General features: G+C 72.0%; 15 protein-coding genes, 1 tRNA gene and 1 other RNA gene. 11 read left to right on the top strand and 6 right to left on the bottom strand.

The window, feature by feature from the left end:
* Positions 1 to 126 precede the first annotated feature (126 nt).
* The 6 genes from HMPREF0063_RS08190 (at position 127) to HMPREF0063_RS08165 (ending at position 5,623) form a co-directional block, all read left to right on the top strand.
* Positions 127 to 200: transfer RNA gene (locus HMPREF0063_RS08190), tRNA-Val, on the top strand.
* 63 nt (positions 201 to 263) lie between these two features.
* On the top strand, positions 264 to 875 hold the full coding sequence (locus HMPREF0063_RS15765; protein ID WP_007078197.1) for a TetR/AcrR family transcriptional regulator: 612 nt from the start codon (positions 264 to 266) through the stop codon (positions 873 to 875).
* Between the two features lie 66 nt (positions 876 to 941).
* Positions 942 to 3,032, top strand: a complete 2,091-nt coding sequence (locus tag HMPREF0063_RS08180) for a RecQ family ATP-dependent DNA helicase (protein WP_007078196.1) — start codon at positions 942 to 944, stop codon at positions 3,030 to 3,032.
* Positions 3,033 to 3,084: 52 nt separating this feature from the next.
* Positions 3,085 to 4,230 carry a Nif3-like dinuclear metal center hexameric protein gene (locus tag HMPREF0063_RS08175; RefSeq protein ID WP_007078195.1) on the top strand — a complete coding sequence of 382 codons (1,146 nt, stop codon included), beginning with the start codon at positions 3,085 to 3,087 and terminating at the stop codon, positions 4,228 to 4,230.
* Positions 4,188 to 4,967: a zinc ribbon domain-containing protein gene (locus tag HMPREF0063_RS08170; protein ID WP_007078194.1), complete on the top strand. Its 780-nt coding sequence runs from the start codon at positions 4,188 to 4,190 to the stop codon at positions 4,965 to 4,967. Before HMPREF0063_RS08175 ends, HMPREF0063_RS08170 begins: the two co-directional genes overlap by 43 nt.
* On the top strand, positions 4,964 to 5,623 hold the full coding sequence (locus HMPREF0063_RS08165; protein WP_007078193.1) for a histidine phosphatase family protein: 660 nt from the start codon (positions 4,964 to 4,966) through the stop codon (positions 5,621 to 5,623). The genes HMPREF0063_RS08170 and HMPREF0063_RS08165 overlap by 4 nt, the downstream gene beginning before the upstream one ends.
* Positions 5,624 to 5,631: 8 nt before the next feature.
* On the opposite strand, the gene HMPREF0063_RS08160 is transcribed toward HMPREF0063_RS08165, so the two are convergent.
* A complete protein-coding gene (locus HMPREF0063_RS08160; RefSeq protein WP_007078192.1) occupies positions 5,632 to 6,405 on the bottom strand; it encodes a YaaA family protein in 774 nt (257 codons plus the stop codon).
* A 34-nt stretch (positions 6,406 to 6,439) separates the two neighbouring features.
* Positions 6,440 to 7,021, bottom strand: a complete 582-nt coding sequence (locus HMPREF0063_RS08155; protein ID WP_007078191.1) for a TMEM165/GDT1 family protein — start codon at positions 7,019 to 7,021, stop codon at positions 6,440 to 6,442.
* Between the two features lie 236 nt (positions 7,022 to 7,257).
* Between HMPREF0063_RS08155 and rnpB the strand changes: the two genes are divergently transcribed.
* From rnpB to HMPREF0063_RS08145, 3 genes are all read left to right on the top strand, one after another.
* Positions 7,258 to 7,673: RNase P RNA component class A (rnpB, locus tag HMPREF0063_RS16070), an RNA gene on the top strand.
* 74 nt (positions 7,674 to 7,747) lie between these two features.
* The gene (locus HMPREF0063_RS08150) at positions 7,748 to 8,137 is read left to right on the top strand and encodes a hypothetical protein (RefSeq protein ID WP_007078190.1); all 390 of its coding nucleotides are present in this window, start codon (positions 7,748 to 7,750) and stop codon (positions 8,135 to 8,137) included.
* A gap of 62 nt (positions 8,138 to 8,199) precedes the next feature.
* Complete coding sequence (locus HMPREF0063_RS08145) at positions 8,200 to 8,913, top strand: potassium channel family protein (RefSeq protein ID WP_007078189.1); 714 nt, start codon at positions 8,200 to 8,202, stop codon at positions 8,911 to 8,913.
* A 3-nt stretch (positions 8,914 to 8,916) separates the two neighbouring features.
* On the opposite strand, the gene HMPREF0063_RS08140 is transcribed toward HMPREF0063_RS08145, so the two are convergent.
* The 3 genes from HMPREF0063_RS08140 to map form a co-directional block, all read right to left on the bottom strand.
* Entirely contained in the window at positions 8,917 to 10,119 is a 1,203-nt protein-coding gene (locus HMPREF0063_RS08140; RefSeq protein ID WP_245527696.1) for an RNA polymerase sigma factor, read from the bottom strand.
* 58 nt (positions 10,120 to 10,177) lie between these two features.
* Positions 10,178 to 10,600, bottom strand: a complete 423-nt coding sequence (locus tag HMPREF0063_RS08135; protein ID WP_007078187.1) for a YciI family protein — start codon at positions 10,598 to 10,600, stop codon at positions 10,178 to 10,180.
* A gap of 108 nt (positions 10,601 to 10,708) precedes the next feature.
* Complete coding sequence (gene map / locus HMPREF0063_RS08130; RefSeq protein WP_007078186.1) at positions 10,709 to 11,566, bottom strand: type I methionyl aminopeptidase; 858 nt, start codon at positions 11,564 to 11,566, stop codon at positions 10,709 to 10,711.
* Positions 11,567 to 11,618: 52 nt separating this feature from the next.
* Here map and HMPREF0063_RS08125 point away from each other — a divergent pair, with 52 nt between their 5' ends.
* The gene (locus tag HMPREF0063_RS08125) at positions 11,619 to 11,813 is read left to right on the top strand and encodes a hypothetical protein (protein WP_040320190.1); all 195 of its coding nucleotides are present in this window, start codon (positions 11,619 to 11,621) and stop codon (positions 11,811 to 11,813) included.
* Positions 11,810 to 12,097: a hypothetical protein gene (locus HMPREF0063_RS08120; protein ID WP_007078184.1), complete on the top strand. Its 288-nt coding sequence runs from the start codon at positions 11,810 to 11,812 to the stop codon at positions 12,095 to 12,097. The genes HMPREF0063_RS08125 and HMPREF0063_RS08120 overlap by 4 nt, the downstream gene beginning before the upstream one ends.
* 37 nt (positions 12,098 to 12,134) lie before the next feature.
* On the opposite strand, the gene panB is transcribed toward HMPREF0063_RS08120, so the two are convergent.
* Complete coding sequence (gene panB / locus HMPREF0063_RS08115) at positions 12,135 to 12,998, bottom strand: 3-methyl-2-oxobutanoate hydroxymethyltransferase (RefSeq protein WP_007078183.1); 864 nt, start codon at positions 12,996 to 12,998, stop codon at positions 12,135 to 12,137.
* Positions 12,999 to 13,039: the final 41 nt, after the last annotated feature.

The raw sequence follows: 13,039 nt of genomic DNA, 5'->3' as shown, positions 1-13,039 counted from the left end.
CCCTGCGAGCTGAACCTTCGGTGCGGTTGAATGGACCAGCACGGCCGCCCGGGACCCGAGACCTTGGCGGCCGTGCCTCTTTCCCCGCCGGATGCGATAGCGTGGCGCGCTGTTGCACCCGTTCCAGGGCGAATAGCTCAGTTGGTCAGAGCGTCCGGCTTACACCCGGAAGGTCGGGGGTTCGAGACCCTCTTCGCCCACCGACCCCCGGCGGCACCTTGCCTCGGCAGCCGGCAGAGGACCGATCGGGTACGGTCTCCCGGGTGACGACCCGGCGCCGTGAGGCCACTCGAGACCGCCTCCTGGAGGCCGCTCGGGCGCTGCTCGCCGAGACCGGCATCCAGGGTGCCACGGTCGAGATGCTGTGCGAGCGGGCCGGCTTCACCCGCGGGGCGTTCTACTCCAACTACGAGTCGAAGGACGAGCTCATCCTCGACCTGTTCGACCGCGAGAAGAACGCCATGCTGCAGATGGTCCAGGACGCCATGGAGTCCGAGCTCACCGCCGAGGACGACATCGGCTCGATCATGCGCGCGGCCGACCACTTCCTCGCCGCCTACCCGAAGGACCGCACCAGCTTCCTGGTGCACCAGGAGTTCGTGACCCACGGCATCCGGGGACGCCAGATCGCCGAGGTCTACCGCGAGCTGTGGACCGAGACCCGGCGCGACTTCACCGAGCTGCTCGAACGCGGACTCGGTCTGCTGGACCGGCGCCTGATCGTCCCCATCGACCAGGCCGCCGTCGTCCTGATCGGCGCGTGGGAGATGACCATGCGCGACGCGTTCCTCGAGACCGACGCGGACGAGGCGGACCTGGCGCTGCTGGCCGAGATGATCCCGGCCCTCCTGACGGCCTTCCTCGAGCCGGCCTGACCCGTCCGCGTCGCTCGCCCGCGCTTCGCCGGACGCGGTGTCCGACCCGGCTGACACGATGAGCCCATGAGCACATCCGAGGCCGCCCTGTCGACGCTGCGTCGCCTGACCGGCCGCGGCGACGCGGTGTTCCACGACGGACAGCTCGAGGCGGTCACGGCGCTGGTCGACGACCACCGGCGCGCCCTGGTCGTGCAGCGCACGGGATGGGGCAAGTCCGCGGTCTACTTCATCGCCACGTCGCTCCTGCGGGCCGCGGGAGCCGGGCCCACCCTGCTCGTGTCACCCCTGTTGGCCCTCATGCGCGACCAGGTGGCGGCGGCCGAGCGGGCCGGTGTGCGCGCCGTGGCGATCAACTCGGCCACCGCGCACGAGTGGGACGAGGCCCGGGCCCGCCTCGACGCCGACGACGTCGACGTGCTCCTGGTCTCGCCCGAGCGCCTGAACAACCCCCGGTTCCGGGCCGAGCAGCTGCCGGCGCTCGTCGACCGGCTGGGGCTCCTGGTGGTCGACGAGGCGCACTGCATCTCCGACTGGGGGCACGACTTCCGTCCCGACTACCGCCGGCTCGCGGACCTCATCGGACAGCTGCCGGCCGGCGTCCCGGTGCTGGCGACCACGGCCACCGCGAACGCCCGGGTCGTCGCCGACGTCGCCGACCAGCTGGGCGACGACGTCCTCACCCTCCGCGGGTCGTTGGCACGGCAGTCGTTGCGTCTCGGGTCGCTCAGCCTGGCCAACCAGCGTGAGCGGCTCGGGTGGCTGGTGGGGCATCTCGCCGAGCTGCGGGGGAGCGGGATCATCTACACGCTCACCGTCGCCGCAGCCGAGGACACCGCACGGGTCCTGGCCGAGGCGGGTCACCAGGTGCGTGCCTACACCGGCCGCACCGACCCGGCCGACCGCGAGAGACTCGAGCAGGCGCTGAAGGCCAACGAGGTCAAGGCGCTCGTGGCCACCAGCGCCCTCGGCATGGGGTTCGACAAGCCCGACCTCGGCTTCGTCGTGCACCTCGGCGCCCCCTCGTCGCCGGTCGCGTACTACCAGCAGGTCGGCCGCGCCGGCCGCGCCACCGCGGCGGCCGACGTGCTGCTGCTGCCCGGGCAGGAGGACACCGACATCTGGCGCTACTTCGCCACCGCGTCGATGCCCGACCCCGAGCGGGCGCAGGCCGTCATCGCGGCCCTGGGCGCCGATCCGCTGTCGACCCCGGCGCTGGAGGCCCGGGTCGACCTCAAGCGCACCCGCCTCGAGCTGCTCCTGAAGGTGCTCGACGTCGACGGCGCCGTGCAGCGGGTCTCGGGCGGATGGGTCGCGACCGGTCGCCCCTGGGTCTACGACGCCGACCGGTACGAGCGCATCGCGCGCGCCCGCGACGCGGAGGCGCAGGCCATGCTCGAGTACGAGCGCGGCACCGTCTGCCGGATGGAGTTCCTGCAGCGCCAGCTCGACGACCCCACGGCAGCGGCCTGCGGCCGGTGCGACGTGTGCACCGAGGCCTGGTACCCCAGCGAGGTGGCGGAGGGGGCCACCACGGCGGCGGCAGGGGTCCTCGACCGGGTCGGGGTCCCGGTCGAACCGCGGGCCATGTGGCCGCAGGGCGTCGCACGGCTCGGCGTCGAGGTGGGCGGCAAGCTGCCGCCGGCCGAACGGGCCGAGACCGGCCGGGTGCTGGCCCGGCTGACCGACCTGGGGTGGGGCGGACCCCTGCGCGAGGTGTTCGCGGCCGGGCGGGCCGACGGCCCGGTCGGTGACGACCTGCTCGCTGCGTGCGTGCGGGCCCTGCGGGACTGGGGCTGGGCCGAACGACCGGCCGCCGTCGTGGCGATGCCGTCGGTGGGGCGCCCCCTGCTGGTCGAGTCCCTCGCGCAGGGTCTGGCCCGCATCGGACGGTTGCCCCTCATCGGCGCCCTCGACGTCGACCCGGACGTGCCGGTGGTGGGTCCCGGTGGCAACAGTGCGTTCCGCCTGGCCTCGGTGTGGGGTCGCTTCAGCGTCGGTGGTCCGCTCGCCGCCGAGCTCGCCGGACTGTCCGGGCCGGTCCTGCTGGTCGACGACCTCGTCGACAGCCGGTGGACCCTCACCGTCGCCGCCCGGGAGCTGCGGCTCGCCGGCGCGTCGGGCGTGCTGCCGTTCGCCCTGGCCCAGGTCGGCTGAGCGACGGGTCCGGCCGCCCGCCCCGGGCCAGCGCGGCCGTTAGGCTGCATCCATGACGACCCTGCGAGACGTCGTGGCCGTGCTCGACGGCCTGTACGACCCCCGGTGGGCCGACGACTGGGACGCCGTCGGCACCGTGACCGGTGACCCCGACGCGCAGGTCTCGAGCATCCTGTTCGCCGTCGACCCGGTGCAGGCGGTCGTCGACGAGGCCGTCGCTGCCGGTGTCGACCTGCTGGTCACCCATCACCCGTTGTGGCTGAAGGGGGTCACCTCGATGGCCGCCAGCACCCCCAAGGGGCGGGTCGTCCACGACCTGATCCGGCACGGCATCGCCCTGCACACCTGTCACACCAACGCCGACTGCCCGCCGCTCGGGGTGTCGGAGGCCATGGCGTCGGCCCTCGGGCTCCAGGACGTGCGACCGCTCGACCCCGATCCTGCCGACCCGCTCGACGCCTGGGCGGTGCACGTCCCGGTCGGCGACGCATCGGCCGTCGCCGCGGCCATGCACGCCGCCGGGGCGGGGAAGGTGGGCGACTACGACCAGGCGGTGTTCGGCACGACGGGCATCGGATCGTTCCGGCCCCTCGCCGGGGCCCGACCGGCCATCGGCACCGTCGGCGAGATCGAGCACGTCGAGGAGGCCAGGCTCGAGCTGGTCGCCCCCCGCACTGTCCGCGAGGCCGTCCGGGAGGCGCTGCGCACCGCCCATCCGTACGAGGAGGTCTCGTACCGACTGGTCGAGACGGCGGCAGCGCCGTCGGACCGGGGCAGCGGCCGCATCGGTGTCCTGCCCGAGCCGATGGAGCTGTCGGCGTTCGCCGAGCACGTCACGGCATCGCTCCCGGCGCACCGCAGCGCGACCCGGGTGGCGGGGGACCCGCAGCGACTCGTCCGCACGGTCGCCCTCTGCGGGGGTTCGGGCGACTTCCTCCTGGGAGCCGCCGGAGCCGCCGGAGCCGACGTGTACGTCACGTCCGACCTCAAGCACCACGTCGTCAGTGAGCACCTGGAGACCCCCGGCGCCTGTGCGGTGGTCGACGTGCCGCACTGGGCTGCGGAGTGGACCTGGCTGCCGGTGGCGGCCCGCGAGGTTGGGGCCCGGCTGGGCGCTACGGTGAGCACCCAGGTCTCGACCCTCGTGACCGACCCGTGGACGGCTTCCGTCCGCCCCGACTCCAGGAGCTCCCGCTGAACGCCGATCCGTCCGCCCAGCTCGTCCTGCTCGACCTCCAGGGACAGGACGCGACCCTCGCGCAGCTGGCCCACCGCCGACGCACCCTGCCCGAGCTGACCGTCATCGCCGAGCTCGAGCAGCGTGCCCACGAGCTCGACAGCCGGCGGATCGAGCTCCAGACACGGGTCGACGACCTCGGTCGTGAGCAGCGCAAGGCCGACGCCGAGGTCGAGCTGGTCAAGACCCGTCGCACCCGCGACGAGGAGCGACTGAACTCCGGACAGGTCTCCAACCCCAAGGACCTCGAGAGCCTCCAGCACGAGCTGGTCGCCCTGGAGCGGCGGATCGGCACCCTGGAGGACGCCGAGCTCGAGGTGATGGAGAGCCTGGAGTCCGCCGAGACCGAGCTCGCCGTCGTGCTCGAGGACCTGGCCGGTGTCGCCGCCGAGATCACCACCCACGCCGTCACCCGCGACGCGGCCTTCGCCGACATCGATGCCCGGACCACGGAGGCCGCCGAGGAGCGCGCCGTGCTCGCCGTCTCGGTCCCCGACGACCTCCTGGCCCTGTACGAGAAGCTGCGGACCCAGTACGGCACCGGAGCCGCTGCCCTGCGCGCCCGTCGTTGCGAGGGCTGCCGGTTGGAGATCAACGGAGCCGACCTGCGGGAGATCGCGACCAAGCCCGACGACGAGGTGCTGCGCTGCCCCGAGTGCAGCCGGGTGCTGGTGCGCACCGCCGAGTCCGGGTTGTGACCAGCCCGACGAGCCCGGTCGCGGGGTGGCGGGGCCGAGGCGATGCCGACCCCCTGACCCTGGTGCTCCTGCGGCACGGGGTCACCACCAACACCGTCGGCAAGCTGTTCTGCGGGAGCGGCGGCACCGACCCAGGGCTCACGGCCGAGGGTGAGGCGCAGGCCGAGCGGGCCGCGGAACACCTGCACCGGCTCGGCCAGGTCGAGGCGATCGTGTCGTCACCGTTGCGCAGGACCCAGGAGACCGCAGGCATCGTGGCCCGGCGTCTCGGGATGGACGTGGAGCTCGAACCGGGGTTGGCGGAGGCCGCCTTCGGGGAGTGGGACGGGCACGGTTTCACCGACATCATGCAGAAGTGGCCCGCAGAGATGGACGCCTGGCTCGGGTCGACGAGCGTCGCTCCGCCCGGCGGCGAGTCGTTCGACGACGTCTCCGCCCGTGCCGAGGAGGCGCTCACCGGGCTGGTCGACCGGTTCGCCGGGAAGACCGTGGTGGCGGTCAGCCACGTCACGCCCATCAAGCTGCTGGTGCGGCTGGCGCTGGACTCACCGATGCACGTGATCCACCGGATGGAGCTGGCGCCGGCCTCGCTCACCACGATCGCCTGGTGGCCCGGAGGTGCCCCGAGCCTGCGGGCGTTCTCGCACGTCCCCTGACGCTCGCGTCAGTGCGTGCGGACCTCGGTCACCACGATGTCGACCCGGTTGCCGGACCGTTCGACCGTCCACCCCAGATCACCGAGCAGGTCGGTGAGGTCGTCCACCGACCCGGGCACCCGGTCCTGACCCACGAGCTGACGGACGATGTGGCCCTTGGTCGCCTTGTTGAAGTGGCTGACCACGGACCGCGTGCCGTCGCGTTCGTGCAGGACCCGCAGGGTCGCGGTCCTCGGGGCCAACGCCGGTGAAGGCCGTCCGAGGGCGACGTACGTTCCGGACCGCAGGTCGACGAGCAGGCCGTCGGCGACCTCGTCGTCCAGGACGCGGGGGAGAAGGTCTCGCCACCGGCCGGCGACCGGACCGAGCCGCGGCAGGCTGACGGTGCCGGAGAGCCGATACGCGGGAATCGGGTCGGTCGGCCGGACCAGTCCGAACAGGGCGCTGGCGACAGCGACCACGCGGTCGGCGCGCTCCCGGGAGTCACGCTCGAGCGTGGCCAGGTCGAGCGCCCCGAACAGCACCCCGGTGTAGACCTCCCCGGCCGGCGCGGTGGGCTCCTCGCGCAGGCGGGCGTTGCGGGCGACCGCGTCGGCCTGGGTGGACCCCAGCCCGAGCACCTCCATGGCCCGTGACTCCCGACCACCGCTGAGGCGCACGACTGACGAGACGAGCTGCTCCCTGACCTTCGTGAGCCGCGGGAAGCTCAGTGCAGCGAGGTCGAGCGGTGCCCCGTCCACCGGTCGTGTCTTGCCCTCGGACGGGGGGAGGAGGATCAGCACCCGGCGACCCTATCCGCCGCCGGTGGGCCCGGCATCACAGCATCGACACACCCTCGACGACGAGGACCACGGCGAACACGGCGAAGGCCGCGGCTGCGCCGTAGCGGATGATCTTCTCGGGGAGCTGCTGGCCGAGCAGCGCGCCGACCGCGATCGCGAGGGCGTCGGCGGCGACCATCCCGAGGGTGCTTCCGATCCACGTGCCGAACCAGTCGTGGTCGACCGCCAGGGTGATGGTCGCGAGCATGGTCTTGTCGCCGAGCTCGGCCAGGAAGAACGCCAGGCCCACCGCGAGGATCGCCCGTCCGGTGGCCGCGGTGGCCTTCTGCGCCTCGTCCTCACTGAGGTGGTCACCGCGCAGGGTCCACAGGGCGAAACCCGCGAAGGCCACACCGGCTGCGATCGAGATCCACGCCTGGTACTCGCCGAAGGCCTCGCCGACCCAGTAGCCGATGCCCACCGAGGCCAGGTGGACCACCGCGGTCGCCAGCGTGATCCCGATCAGCACGTCGCGAGCCCGGTAGCGCGACGCGAACGTCATCGCCATCAGCTGGCTCTTGTCGCCCAGCTCGGCGACGAAGATCACCACCGTGCTGAGCACCAGTGCGTCGAACATGAAGAAGGCCCCTCGTCCTCCCGGACGAAGAGCCGCTGTGACGACGAGCCTCGACCGGGCTCGTGGTTCACGAATCCGGTCGAAAGTCTCGTCCGCCGGACCCGAGGGCCTGGCCTGCCGTGCCGGATCGTCCCGCGAGGGACTCTCAGTGTGTCGACACGACCGTTGGGGACTACTCCCTTTCGATGATCCAAGCCTAGCCCATCGCCGACGTGCGTAGGATGGGGGATTGCGAATGAGTTGGCCGGGCGGCCGCGGCGCACCCGCGAGGGGACGTCGAGGAAAGTCCGGACTCCACCGAGCACGGTGGTGGCCAACAGCCACCCACGGCGACGTGCGGGACAGTGCCACAGAGAACAGACCGCCAGCGGCCCCCTCTCCTCGGAGCGGGGGTGCGGGTAAGGGTGAAACGGTGAGGTAAGAGCTCACCAGCGCCCCGGGTGACCGGGACGGCTCGGTAAACCCCACCGGGAGCAAGACCAAGAGGGCATCGCGGCTCCGGCGGCGGTGCCCGCGCTGACGGGCGGCTCGTCCGATGTCAGCGGGTAGGTCGCACGAGGCGTCCAGCAATGGGCGTCCCAGATGGATGGTCGCCCGGCCCGTCGCTCCGGCGGCGGGCCGACAGAATCCGGCTTACAGGCCAGCTCATTCGCACCCTCGGGGGGAGCGCCGACGGCGACCGGCGGGTAGCATCGCGGCGTCCGACCGACATCCCCGGAGGTTCCCATGTCGACCGCCCAGACCGTGCGGCGTGCGCTCTACGTGCTCGCGATCGCCCTGGTCCTCACCGCAGCGGTCATCTTCCTGCTGCGGTTCCTCGACGACCAGGAGGCGCAGGACGCGCCCGATGCGGCGGTGCCGACGCAGGACCTGTCCGGCTTCTCGACGGTCGACATCGTGGAGACGATCACGGCGCAGGCGAGCCGCAACCTCGGCCGCCAGGTGACCGTCACGTGTCCGCCGCGGATCGAGCTGGTGCGTGACTTCGAGCTCACCTGCCAGATGACCGAGGCGGAGGGCGAGAACGTGGGCGCCGCCCTGCCCGACGTCATCGTCACGATCACCGACCCGTCGGCCTCGCAGGGCGCTCGCTACACCTGGCGCACGACCGGCTGAGGGCTTCGGCGCCGTCGTCGACCGAGGCGACAGCGTCGCCGCCGCATGACATCATCGCGGCCATGTCGGAACGCACCGAACAGTGGGACCGTGCCACGAATCTGCCGTTGACCGTGCTGACCTTCGTCTTCCTGGGCGCGTACGCCTGGCCGGTGCTGGACCCCGGGTTGCCCGACGGCTGGCGGACCGCGTGCACGGTCGCGGTGTGGGTCACCTGGGGAGCGCTGGCGGTCGACTACGTGGTCCGGCTGTGGATGGCCGAGAGCCGGCGCGCCTTCGTGCGCGGCCATCTGCTCGAGCTGGCCGTGGTCGTGCTGCCCCTGCTGCGACCGTTGCGGCTGCTGCGGCTGGTGACCCTGCTGAACGTGCTGAACCGGCACGCCGGCTCGAGCCTGCGGGGACAGGTGGGCACCTACCTGGTGGGATCGGTCGTGCTGCTGGTGCTGATCGGCTCCCTGGCCGTGCTCGACGCCGAGCGGGGTGCGGGCGGCACCATCACCTCGTTCGGCGACGCCGTGTGGTGGGCGTGCGCCACCATGACGACGGTCGGGTACGGCGACGTCTATCCCGTCACCGCCACCGGCCGCACCATCGCGGTGGCCCTGATGTTCAGCGGCATCGCGGTGCTCGGCATCGTCACGGCGTCGTTCGCGTCGTGGTTGATCGAACGGATCTCCGACGAGGTCGACGAGGACAGCGAGCTGACCCGGCGTGACATCGAGTCGCTGCGCTCGGAGGTCCACGAGCTGCGGGTCCTGCTGCAGAAGGCGGACTGAGGGTCAGGGCCGCAGTGCTGCGGCCTTCGCCGTCAGCACCTCACGCTCGCGGTCGTTGCGGGTCAGCCCGGCGGCCGTGAGCAGCTCGGAACGTGCCTCGTCCACCCGTCCGAGCCGGGTCAGCAGCTCGCCCCGGACGCTGGGCAGCAGGTGCGATCCCCGCAGGGAGCCGGCAGCGGCCAGCGCGTCGACGATGCCCAGGGCCTCCACCGTGTCGCCGGCCATGGACACGGCAACGGCACGGTTGAGGTCGACCACCGGGCTGGGAGCCAGCCGACCGAGCGCCTCGTACAGCACGACGACATGACCCCAGTCGGTCTCCTGGACCGAGGCGGCGACGGCATGGCACTCCGCGATGGCCGCCTGGAGGGCGTAGCTCCCGCGTCCTCGACCGATCTCGTCGACGTGACGCAGCAGCTCGCGCCCCCGCTCGATCTGCGCGTGGTCCCACCGCGACCGGTCCTGGTCGGCCAGCAGCACCGCACTGCCGTCCGGTGCGATCCGTGAGCGGAAACGTGACGCCTGCAGCTCCATGAGCGACAGGAGCCCGTGGACCTCCGGCTCGCGGGGGAGCAGCCCCACCAGGACGCGACCCATCCGCAGGGCCTCCCGGGCGAGGTCGTGACGGATCCAGCGGTCGCCGGCGGTCGCGGCGTACCCCTCGGTGAAGACCAGGTAGACGACCGCGAGCACCCCGGCCAGCCGGTCGGTCCACTCGTCGGCCTCCGGCGCCTCGAAGGGGACGCGGGCCGCCGCGAGGGTCTTCTTGGCCCGGACGATCCGCTGCTGCACCGTCGGCACCGGCACGAGCAGCATCCTGGCGATCTCCTCGGTGGTCAGACCGCCGACGACGCGCAGCGTGAGGGCGACCTGCGACTCCCGCGACAGTGCGGGGTGACAGGTGATGAACACGAGGCGCAGGACGTCGTCATCGATGGCCTGCCACTCGTCCTCGCCCGCCTCGTCCGCCTCGTGGGCCATGGCGCGGTACCGCCGGTCGAGCGAGGTGTCGCGGCGCCACCGGTCGATCGCCTTGCGCTTGGCCACGGCCGTGAGCCAGGCGCCCGGGTTCGCCGGGACGCCGGACTCCGGCCACTGCACCAGCGCGTCGACGACCGCCTCCTGGGCCAGGTCCTCGGCGAGACCGAGGTCGCCCGTCACGCGGGTCAGCGTGGCGACGATGCGGGCACTCTCGATCCGCCACACGGCGTCGACTGAACGCCTGATGTCGGGCTGCATCGTTGCGTCCTCCGCTGCCGGTCGCTCAGTCGGTCCCGAGCTCCTCGCGCCAGCCGGCCTCCTTCTGGATGTACTCGTTGTCGGCGTAGTCCTCGAAGTCGGCCTCGTCGGTGACCCGGCGGACCTCCAGCTTGCTGCCCGGACCGAGGGGGCAGCGGCCCGCCCACTGCGCCGCCTCCTCCTTGGACGACACCTCGATCATCCAGAAACCGTTGAACAGCTCGTGCGTCTCGCCGTACGGGCCGTCGGTGACGGTGGGCGTCTCGCCGTCGAAGTCGACGACGAACCCCTCGGCGGCGTCGGCGAGCCCCTCGCCCGCCTTGAGGACGCCGGCCTTCATGAGCGACTCGTTGTAGGCGCCCATCGCGTTGATGATCTCCTCGAAGTCGATCTCCGCCGAGGACTCGAGGGCGGCGTCGGTCGTGCGCATGATCAGCATGTACTTCATGGTGGTCTCCTGGTGTCGGGAGTACGCCCGGTGCGTGCTCCTACCCTCCCATCGAACGGGCGAGGCTTCGATCGACACGACCACCGAAACTTTTCTGGGAGCCCGGGCTCAGGGCAGCGTGAGGACCTCTGCGCCGTCGTCGGTCACCAGCAGGGTGTGCTCGAACTGTGCGGTGCGGGAGCCGTCGCGGGTCACCGCGGTCCAGCCGTCGTCCCACAGGTCCCACTCGACGGTGCCGAGGGTCAGCATCGGTTCGATCGTGAAGGTCATGCCCGCCTCGATGGGCGTGTCGGCGCTCGGGTCGTCGAAGTGCGGCACGACCAGTCCGTCGTGGAAGGCCGGTCCGACCCCGTGCCCGGTGAAGTCGCGCACGACCCCGTAGCCGAACCGCGCCGCGTAGGCCTCGATGACGCGGCCGATCACGTTGATCCGCCGACCCGGCCGGACCGCGCGGATCGCCCGGTCGGTGGCCTCGCGGGTCCGCTCGACCAGCAGCCGGGACTCCTCGTCGACGTCTCCCACGAGGTACGTCTTGTTGGTGTCGCCGTGCACCCCGTCCACGTACGCCGTGATGTCGATGTTCACGATGTCGCCGTCGACGAGCGGCCGGTCGTCCGGGATGCCGTGGCAGATGACCTCGTTGACGCTGCTGCAGAGCGACTTCGGGTACTCCCGGTAGCCCAGGGTCGACGGGTAGGCGCCGTGCTCGACGAGGAAGGCGTGCCCCACGCGGTCCAGCTCGTCGGTGGTGACGCCGGGCGCGATCGCGGACTCGACGGCGTCCAGCGCCCGGGCGGCGAGGCGACCGGCGACCCGCATGCGGGCGATCGTGTCGGCATCGCGCACCAGCGGGCCCCGGTACGGCAGCGGCGCGACCTGGCCGACGTACTCGGGACGCTCGACGGACGCGGGGACGGCCAGCTCGGGCGAGACCCGACCGGGGCGAAGACGGGTGGGGGAGGGCACGGCGGGAGTCTATCGACGTCGCGGCAGCGTGCAGGTGGGGCAGGATGGGGTCATGACCGACCAGTTCTACTTCTGTCTCAAGCACCGCACGGTCGAGGGCGAACACGGTTGCAAGGCGGCCGACCGGCTGGGTCCGTACGACACGTCCGCCGACGCGGCGAGGGCCCTGGACAAGGTTGCCGAGCGCAACACCGAGTGGGAGAACGACCCCGACTGGAACGACGACGCCCCCCGCGACACGCCGTGAGACAGCGTCGCCGCCGCAACCGCCAGGCCCGGCTGGACCGGTCCGGACCGTGGATCGGGACCGGCGGTGTCGTCGTCCTGGTGTGGTTGGCGATCTCGACCAGCCTCTACGCCCCGTGGTGGGGCGTGCTGCTCCATCTCGTCGCGATCGTCCCGACCGGCCGGCTGCTCGCGCGCTGGGCGAAGGAACACCCGCGACGCTGCGTGTGGATCCCGCTGATCGGGCTCGTCGTGTGGACCGGCATCAACGCGGTCGGTGTCGGCCTGCTCGGCTGGCGGACCTGATCGCCCCACCTGGTGGCCCGGTCCTGACGAGGGCGGGTCAGCTGTCGAACCGGTGCTCGTCGGCCGGGAAGGTGCCGGCTGCCACGTCGGCGGCATAGGCCCGTGCGGCGCCGAGCATGACCCCGTGGAGGTCGGCGTAGCGCTTGACGAACCGCGGGGCGCGTCCGGTGCGCAGGCCCATCATGTCCTGCCACACCAGCACCTGCGCGTCGCAGGCTGCGCCGGCACCGATGCCGATGGTGGGGATGCGGAGCACGTCCGTCACCTGGGCGGCGACCGGTGCCGGCACCATCTCCATGACGACGGCGAAGGCGCCGGCCTCCTGAAGGGCGACGGCCTCCTCGATGAGCCTCTGGGCGGCGTCCCCACGCCCCTGCACCCGGTAACCACCGAGCTGGTGCTCGGACTGCGGGGTGAACCCGATGTGGGCCATGACGGGGATCCCGCCGTCGGTCAGCAGCTGCACCTGGGGTGCCATCGGGAGCCCGCCCTCGAGCTTGACGGCGTGGGCATCGGCCTCCTTCATGAACCGCACCGCGGTGTCGAAGGCCTGCTGCGGTGAGCCCTGGTAGCTCCCGAAGGGAAGATCGGCCACCACCAGCGCACGCTGCGCGGACCTGGTGACCGCGCGGACCAGGGGGATCAGCTCGTCCACGGTGACCGGCAGGGACGACTCGTTGCCGTAGACGTTGTTCGACGCCGAGTCGCCGACGAGCAGGACGGGGATGCCGGCCTCGTCGAACACCTGGGCCGCGTACTGGTCGTAGGCGGTGAGCATGGCCCACTTCTCGCCGTCGGCCTTCCACTGCCGCAGGTGGTGCGTGCGGACGCGCTTGACGGTGGGATCGGTCGTCGGGCCGCCTCCGTACGGGGCGGGCTCCTCGGCGTGGTTCTCGGTCATCTGTCACTCCTTCTCGCAGCCCCGGGGCGGGGGTCCACGGA

Origin of the sequence: Aeromicrobium marinum DSM 15272 (assembly GCF_000160775.2) — a bacterium.
GTDB lineage: Bacteria > Actinomycetota > Actinomycetes > Propionibacteriales > Nocardioidaceae > Aeromicrobium > Aeromicrobium marinum.
The sequence above is the reverse complement of the archived record's forward strand: the minus strand, read 5'-3'. Positions and strand labels throughout refer to the sequence as shown.

Bases quoted from the DNA above. Each gene is read 5' to 3' on its own strand.
- HMPREF0063_RS08180 (WP_007078196.1), top strand. From the start codon at position 942: ATGAGCACATCCGAGGCCGCCCTGTCGACGCTGCGTCGCCTGACCGGC.
- HMPREF0063_RS08175 (WP_007078195.1), top strand. From the start codon at position 3,085: ATGACGACCCTGCGAGACGTCGTGGCCGTGCTCGACGGCCTGTACGAC.
- HMPREF0063_RS08155 (WP_007078191.1), bottom strand. From the start codon at position 7,021: ATGTTCGACGCACTGGTGCTCAGCACGGTGGTGATCTTCGTCGCCGAG.
- HMPREF0063_RS08150 (WP_007078190.1), top strand. From the start codon at position 7,748: ATGTCGACCGCCCAGACCGTGCGGCGTGCGCTCTACGTGCTCGCGATC.
- HMPREF0063_RS08145 (WP_007078189.1), top strand. From the start codon at position 8,200: ATGTCGGAACGCACCGAACAGTGGGACCGTGCCACGAATCTGCCGTTG.
- HMPREF0063_RS08135 (WP_007078187.1), bottom strand. From the start codon at position 10,600: ATGAAGTACATGCTGATCATGCGCACGACCGACGCCGCCCTCGAGTCC.
- HMPREF0063_RS08125 (WP_040320190.1), top strand. From the start codon at position 11,619: ATGACCGACCAGTTCTACTTCTGTCTCAAGCACCGCACGGTCGAGGGC.
- panB (WP_007078183.1), bottom strand. From the start codon at position 12,998: ATGACCGAGAACCACGCCGAGGAGCCCGCCCCGTACGGAGGCGGCCCG.